The following is a 7338-nucleotide window of genomic DNA, read 5'->3' as shown; positions in this document are numbered from 1 at the left end:
CGCCCCCCGCCTTGGGGCGGCCCGGCGGCGGAGGGGAGCCCCCACGCTGCGCGCGCGGAGCGCGCTTGCTGCCCCCCGAGGGGGCGCCCCTCGCCTTGGGGCGGCCCGGCGGCGAGGGGGAGCCCCCGTGCCATGCCAGGGAGCCCTTCTGGCGCCCCGGCATGGCGAGGCTCTGCCTGCCGGTGGCGGGGCTGTTCTTCCTGGTGCTGGTGACGGTGGGGAACCTGCCCGGGCTGGCGTCGGAGATGTCCGACGCCTTTGGGGACAAGCGCCTGCACCTGGCCGCCTACGCCTTCCTGACGGGGTTGATCTATATGTCGGTCAACCGGCGCCCGGCGCTGGTGGCCATGCTGGCCATTACGGCCCTGGGCGCGCTGGATGAATCAATCCAGTCCTTTTTTCCCTATCGACAGGCTGAACTCTTAGACCTTTTGGCCGATATCTCCGCGGCTGGTGCAACAGTAATCTCATTGCACATTGGTACCGCAGCCTTCGGCTCCTTTCGTGCAGTTACTAAGTCTTAAGGATACAACCATGCCAAAACGGGCACTGATTACCGGCGTAACCGGCCAAGACGGGTCCTACCTGGCGGAGTTCCTGCTTGCCAAGGGCTATGAGGTCCATGGCATCAAGCGGCGCGCTTCGCTGTTCAACACGGCCCGCATCGACCACCTGTACCAGGATCCCCATGATCAGCCCCGCAATTTCGTGCTGCATCACGGCGATATGACCGATTCGTGCAGCCTCATCCGCATCGTCCAGTCGGTGCAGCCGGACGAGATCTACAACCTCGCCGCGCAAAGCCACGTAGGGGTGTCGTTCGAGGAACCCGAATACACGGCCAACGCCGACGGCCTGGGCACGCTGCGCCTGCTGGAAGCCATCCGCATCCTGAAGCTGGAAAACAAGACCCGCTTCTACCAGGCCTCCACGTCCGAGCTCTACGGCCTGGTGCAGGAAATCCCGCAGAAGGAAACCACGCCCTTCTATCCGCGCAGCCCGTACGCCGCCGCCAAGCTATATGCCTACTGGATCAGCGTGAACTATCGCGAAGCCTACGGCATGTATGCCTGCAACGGCATCCTGTTCAACCACGAATCGCCCAAGCGCGGCGAAACCTTCGTGACCCGCAAGATCACCCGCGGCCTGGCGCGCATCGTGCTGGGCCTGCAGGAATGCCTGTACCTGGGCAACCTGTCTGCGCTGCGCGACTGGGGCCATGCCCGCGACTACGTCGAAATGCAGTGGCTGATGCTGCAGCAGGACACGCCCGAGGACTACGTCATCGCGACGGGGATGCAGTACAGCGTGCGCGAGTTCATCAATACCGCCGCCCGCGAGCTCGGCATCCTGCTGGCCTGGGAAGGCGAGGGCCTGGAGGAAACGGCCACCGTGCTGTTCTCGCCGGTGCACGACGTCAAGCCGGGCCAGGTCATCGTGCGCGTCGACCCGCGCTACTTCCGTCCGACGGAAGTGGAAACCCTGCTGGGCGACCCGACCAAGGCGCGCGAGAAGCTGGGCTGGTCGCCGCGCATCTCGTTCGCGGAACTGGTCAAGGAAATGATCGAGAGCGATCTGCGCGACGCGCGCCGCGATGCGCTGGTCGAGCAGAACGGCTACGAAATCTACGCCTACAAGGAGTAGTCGGACATGACGAACCTGGAGCAACGCGTCTTCGTCGCCGGGCATCGCGGCATGGTGGGCGCCGCGATCACCCGCGAACTGCACCGGCGCGGCTACGGCAATGTGCTGACCCGCAGCCGCGAGGAGCTGGACCTGGAGAACCAGAACCAGGTGCACCGCTTCTTCTCGACCACGCCGGTCGACGTGGTGTACCTGGCCGCCGCCAAGGTGGGCGGCATCCTGGCCAACCAGACGCATCCGGTGGATTTCCTCTACAAGAACCTCATGATCCAGTGCAACGTCATCCGCGCCGCCTACGCGGCGGGGGTGCGCAAGCTGCTGTTCCTGGGTTCGTCATGCATCTACCCGCGCGAAGCCCCCCAGCCGATCCGGGAGGACGCGCTCCTGACCGGGCCGCTGGAATCGACCAACGAACCCTATGCGATCGCCAAGATCGCCGGCCTGAAGCTGTGCGAGGCGTACCAGCGCCAGTATGGCGCACGCTTCATCTGCGCCATGCCGACCAACCTCTACGGCCAGCACGACAACTACGACCTGCACAGCAGCCACGTATTGCCGGCGCTGATCCGCAAGTTCCACGAGGGGCGCGAGTCCGGCCAGGACAGCGTGACCATCTGGGGCACCGGGACGCCGCTGCGCGAGTTCCTGTACGTGGACGACCTGGCCCAGGCCTGCGTCATGCTGATGGAGCATCCCGATGCCGAAGGCATCTACAACATCGGCGCCGGCCAGGACATCTCCATTGCCGACCTGGCCCGCCTGGTGGCCCGCGTCGTGGGCTACACCGGCAACATCGTCTACGACACCGGCAAGCCCGACGGCACGCCGCGCAAGCTGATGGACTCGTCCCGCGTGCAGGCGCTGGGCTGGAAACCGGAGATCTCGCTGACGCACGGCATCACGCTGGCCTATGGGCACTTCCTGAGAGAGCGCACCCAGCATGCGCTGCCCGTGGCCTGATGGCCCCGTAGACAAGGCCCCAGGGCCGGTCAGCACTGAAAGGCCTCAACCATGCTTGGATTCCTCAGGAAACACATCGCCGGAAACGCCTCCTTCTGGGGGCTGGTGGAGTACGGCATCGGCCCCGTTGCGGCGCTGGTGGCCCTGCCCATCCTGTTCCGGCAACTGGGGACGGTGGGCTTCGGCCAATACTCGATGATCATCGCCCTGGCCGGCTTCGGCAACGCCGCCAACCTCGGCGCGGCCGTGACCGCGACCAAGCTGGTGTCCGAACGCCTGCACGAGCCGGGCGGCGCCTACCGCGCGGCCGGGGTGAGCATGTCGCTCATCGGCTGCGCGCTGGGCGTCGTCACCCTGGCCGCGCTACTGCTGTGGGGCGCAGTGGGCCTGGGCTGGCCCGGCGCCACCTTCGGCGGCGTGGCGGTGACGATGCTGGCGCTGCCCGCGCTGGCCATCTACCTGACCCAGCAGTACGACCAGCTGTTCTCCGGCTGCCTGAAGGGGCGCGAGGACTTCCGCGCCACCGCGCTGTGCGAGGTATTCAGCCGTAGCGGCACGATGGCGCTGGCCTGCGTGACGGCCTGGCTGACGGCGTCGCCCACCTGGACCGGCCTGGCCCAGGCGCTCGGGCTGCTGGTGGCCGGTTCCATCAAGATGGGCGTGTTCTCGCGCGCCTACGGCCGCCTGCTGGTGCGTCCCGTGCGCGACCGCGGCGCCATGATGGACGCCTTCCGCTTCTCCCGCTGGTCGTGGCTGAACAGCCTGAGCGCGCTGGCCTTCGGATCGGTGGACCGCGTGCTGGTCGGCAGCCTGATGGGCCCGGCGGCGCTGGCCATCTACACGGTGGGCGTGCAGGTCGGCCAGATCATCCATACCGCGTCGGTCGCCATCTTCCAGAAGGCGATGCCGCGCGTGAGCCGGCTGTCCGCCTCGCCGCCCTACCCCGGGGCCGCCGAGCGCGAGATCCGCCGCATGATGCTGTGGAACCTGGCGCTGTCGGCGGGCGCGACGCTCGCGGTGCTGGCCGTCAGCCGGCCGCTGCTGAACGTGCTGCTGAGCGCCAGCGTGGCGCAGGACCATCTCGGGACCTTCCAGTTGCTCATCGTCGCGTCCGGCCTGCTGTCCCTGAACGCCGCGGCCCATTTTTCCTTGCTCGGACTCGGCAATTCCCGCGCGGTCGCCATTTTGAACGGCCTGGGCGGACTGGCGATGCTGTGCGTCATGGCGGGACTGGTACACGTCGCGGGCGAACACGCCGCGGCCTGGGGCCGCATGGCCTATGCGGCGATCACGCTGGCCGGCGTGGCCTTCGCCATCCGTCAATCCCGCCCCGACTTCCCGGGCGCCTTGCCTGCGGCCACCCGATAACCAACATGCTGAGGTCCTACATGCGCAAGCGTCATAACGAGTATTCACGTCAGCTCATCGACTTCGTCCGCGAGCTTCGTCCGCCAGCCCCCATCGCCGGCGGCCTGATGCCGAAAGTGACGATCGTGACCCCCTCGTTCAACCAGGCCCGCTTCCTGGAACGCACCATCCTGTCCGTGCTGAACCAGGGCTATCCGCGGCTGGAATACATCATCATGGACGGCGGCTCGACCGACGGCAGCGTGGACATCATCCGCAAGTACGAGCGCTACCTCACCTACTGGGAAAGCACGCCGGACCGCGGCCAGTCGCATGCCATCAACAAGGGCTTCGAGCGCGCCACCGGGGATTACGTGGGCTGGCAGAACTCCGACGACCTGTACTTCCCGGGCGCGCTGCGCAAGCTGGGCTCGGCCGCCTCCAGGGGCCGGGCGCCGATCGTCAGCGGCAACCTGTTCGTGGCGGACGCCGACAACCGGATCTTCCGCAAGATCCACTACACGCCGGTCAACCGGGGCACGCTGACGGTGGTCAAGGCCTCCATTCCCAACCAGTCGGCCATCTTCCGCCGCGACCTGCTGCAAAAGTACGGCCTGCTGCAGGAGAGCATGCGCTACTGCATGGACCTCGAACTGTGGAGCCGGCTGCTGCGCGAGGGCAAGAACCTCATCGTGCCGGACGCCATGGGCGTCTACACCGCCCATGACGAAACCAAGACCGCGCTGATGCAGGACGTGCTGCTGGAGGAGCGGGAGCAGATCGTGACCCGCATCCGGCGCACCGAGCCGGGCCTGGGGCGGCTGTTCGAACTGTCGTGCCGCGCCTCCAAGGTGGCCGCGCACGCGCGGCAGGGCGACCTGTCGTACCTGTTCGAAAAGCTGACCACCAAGATATTCGGCCGCGACGACTGGGCCTCGCACTAGGGCCCGCGCCTACGGAGAACCGACGCAATGAGACCGCACCGCCGCCTTTCCACCCTGCACCTGCTGGGCATGTTCGCCTTCACGGCGCTGGCCCTGAACGACGACCATTTCGTCCTGGGCGTGGGCAGTTTCAAGCTCTCGCCCTTCGACGTCATATTCGTCGCGATGCTGGCGGTCAAGGCGCTGCGGCTGGCGGAGCCGTCCGCCTATGCCCTGCCCCGCGGCGTGCTGGGCATGCTGCTGGGCATCCAGACGCTGTCGGTGATCTACCTGCTGCTGGTATCGCTGGACCATCCGGGGATCGAGACCGGCGACGTGGCGCGCGACCTGCGCATCGTGTTCTATTTCCTGTGCACGCCCTTTCTTTGCTACAAGGACATCGATAGCCCGGCGGCCTATGCCGTGCTGCAGAAGTACATCGTGGCGGCGTGCCTCGCCGTCGCCACCCTGATGCTGCTGGAGCAGGCGCAGGGCTTCAGCGTGGCCAATCCACTGCGCAACGTGCGGCTGGGCGTCTGGGCCATCCCGTTCGGGGTGGTCTCGCTGCTGTACTTCCGGCGCACGCTCAACGTCTCCGGGCCCAAGGCCTACGCGCTGACGGTCTACATGCTGCTGGCCCTGGTGTTTTCGCTCAACCGCAGCCAGTACCTGCAGCTGGCGATCTCGGTCTTCATCGCCGTGCTGCTTGGCGCGGGTCCCGAGATCCGGCGGCGCGCGGTGCTGATCTTCGCGCCCGCGGCGGTCGCCGGCGTGCTGGTCTTCGCCAGCATCGGCTACCTGGACGTGCTGACCAACCGGATCTTCAGCGTCGAGCGGCTGGACGAGGACTCCAGCTACGGCGCGCGCATCCAGGAAATGCAGGGGCAGATGGACTCTTTCGCGGAGAGCCCGGTGTTCGGCAAGGGCGCCGGTTTCCGCAGCTGGGTCATGGGCGAGAACGGCTTCGAGCTGAGCACCTTCGCCCACAACTCCTGGGCGTTCTACCTGATGAAATTCGGCGTGGTGGGCACGACCATGATCATGCTTCCGCCCTTGCTCATCCTGCTGCTGACCCTGCTCAGGCGCTACGCCCATCCCGGACTGGAACTCCACAGGCGCTATCTCCTGTCCACCGCGCCCATCTACATCTTCATCGACTCGCTTTCGGGGGGCCTGGCCTACGCCCCCAAGACCGCCTTCACCGGTTTCCTGCTGTGCTATTGCCTGTCCCTGATGCGCAATGCCCAGATCATGCCCGTTCCCTCGATTACGCCGCCCGCCCCCAGCCCCCGTCCGGCCGCAGCGCGCCGGGCGCCACCACGAGTGATCCCTCATGCCTGATGTCTTGTTTGTCGCGCCGGACTTGCACGGCGGCGTCGGAAGATGCGTCGCCTTCATCGTGGATGCCTTGCCGGAACAGGGGGTGGACTCCGCCCTGTTCCTGCTGCGTTCGCGCAATCGCGAGTACCCTGTTTCCAACCCCAAGGTGACGCGCGCGCTGCCCGTCATCGAATCGCCCGCCAAGCTGCGCCTGATGCTGCCGGTGGCCTTCATGCGCCTGCTGCGCCAGATCCGGCGCGACAAGCCCGCCATCGTCTGCTCGCACGGCCTGCTGTGCAACATGCTGGTGGTGCTGGCCAAGAAGCTGCTGCGCGGAAACTTCAGCACGGTCGCCTTCGAGCACAGCAGCCCCGCGATCCACTACGGCGCCTCGCGCATGCGGCGCCTGAAGTGCTGGCTGGTCAGCCAGACCTACCGCCGGCACGACGCCGTGGTGGGCGTGTCGCGCGGCGTGAAGGAAGACCTGGTCAGCATGTTCCCGCCCCTGCGCGGCAAGGTGCACACCATCTACAACGGCGTGCCGCTGGACAACGTGCGCCAGCAGGGCGCGAACCGTGCGCAGGAGGCCGAGGGGCAGGCGCCCTACCACGTGGTCGCGGTCGGCCGGCTGGAAGCGGTGAAAGACTACGCCACGCTGATCGACGCCGCCGCCCTGCTGGACGACCCGGGCATCGCCTTCACCATCCTGGGCGAGGGATCCGAGCATGCCGCCCTGCAGAAGCGCATCGATGACCACGGCTCGCGCACCCCGGTGACGCTGGCCGGCCACATCGACAACCCGTTCCCGGTGATCGCCGGCGCCGGCGCCTTCGCCCTGACGTCCGTGCGCGAGAGCTTCGGCAACGTGCTCGTCGAAGCGCTGTGCCTGGGCGTGCCGGTGATCTCGACCGACTGTCCCCACGGACCCGCCGAAATCCTGGACGCGGGCCGCTACGGCCTGCTGGTGCCCGTGGGCGACGCGGCGGCGCTGGCGGCCGCGGTGCGGCGCCTGGCCTACGACGGCGAAACGCGGGAGCGGCTCGCCGCCCAAGGCCCCGAGCGCGCGGACGCCTTTTCCCTAGAACGGCACTGCCGCAACGTCATTGCGCTATTCCAGCCGCTGATGCAGCGCGGCACGCCCTGA

General features: G+C 67.2%; 7 protein-coding genes. All 7 read left to right on the top strand.

What is annotated here, in order from left to right:
• Positions 1–161 precede the first annotated feature (161 nt).
• Genes ADE01S_RS23215 through ADE01S_RS23185 form a run of 7 tightly spaced genes read left to right on the top strand, consistent with a single transcriptional unit; the run spans position 162 to position 7338 of the window.
• Complete coding sequence (locus ADE01S_RS23215) at positions 162–524, top strand: VanZ family protein (RefSeq protein WP_062684109.1); 363 nt, start codon at positions 162–164, stop codon at positions 522–524.
• Positions 525–534: 10 nt separating this feature from the next.
• Positions 535–1644, top strand: a complete 1110-nt coding sequence (gmd, locus tag ADE01S_RS23210) for a GDP-mannose 4,6-dehydratase (protein ID WP_062684102.1) — start codon at positions 535–537, stop codon at positions 1642–1644.
• 6 nt (positions 1645–1650) lie between these two features.
• Positions 1651–2604, top strand: a complete 954-nt coding sequence (locus ADE01S_RS23205) for a GDP-L-fucose synthase family protein (protein ID WP_062684101.1) — start codon at positions 1651–1653, stop codon at positions 2602–2604.
• Positions 2605–2655: 51 nt separating this feature from the next.
• Positions 2656–3972, top strand: a complete 1317-nt coding sequence (locus tag ADE01S_RS23200) for a lipopolysaccharide biosynthesis protein (protein ID WP_062684100.1) — start codon at positions 2656–2658, stop codon at positions 3970–3972.
• Positions 3973–3977: 5 nt separating this feature from the next.
• Positions 3978–4895 carry a glycosyltransferase family 2 protein gene (locus ADE01S_RS23195; RefSeq protein WP_228468543.1) on the top strand — a complete coding sequence of 306 codons (918 nt, stop codon included), beginning with the start codon at positions 3978–3980 and terminating at the stop codon, positions 4893–4895.
• A 27-nt stretch (positions 4896–4922) separates the two neighbouring features.
• Positions 4923–6215 carry an O-antigen ligase family protein gene (locus ADE01S_RS23190; RefSeq protein ID WP_062684099.1) on the top strand — a complete coding sequence of 431 codons (1293 nt, stop codon included), beginning with the start codon at positions 4923–4925 and terminating at the stop codon, positions 6213–6215.
• A complete protein-coding gene (locus tag ADE01S_RS23185; RefSeq protein ID WP_062684098.1) occupies positions 6208–7338 on the top strand; it encodes a glycosyltransferase in 1131 nt (376 codons plus the stop codon). The genes ADE01S_RS23190 and ADE01S_RS23185 overlap by 8 nt, the downstream gene beginning before the upstream one ends.

It is taken from the genome of Achromobacter denitrificans NBRC 15125, from assembly GCF_001571365.1.
Lineage (GTDB): Bacteria > Pseudomonadota > Gammaproteobacteria > Burkholderiales > Burkholderiaceae_B > Achromobacter > Achromobacter denitrificans.
Note: the sequence above shows the minus strand (reverse complement) of the source record. Positions and strands in the feature narration are given on the sequence as shown.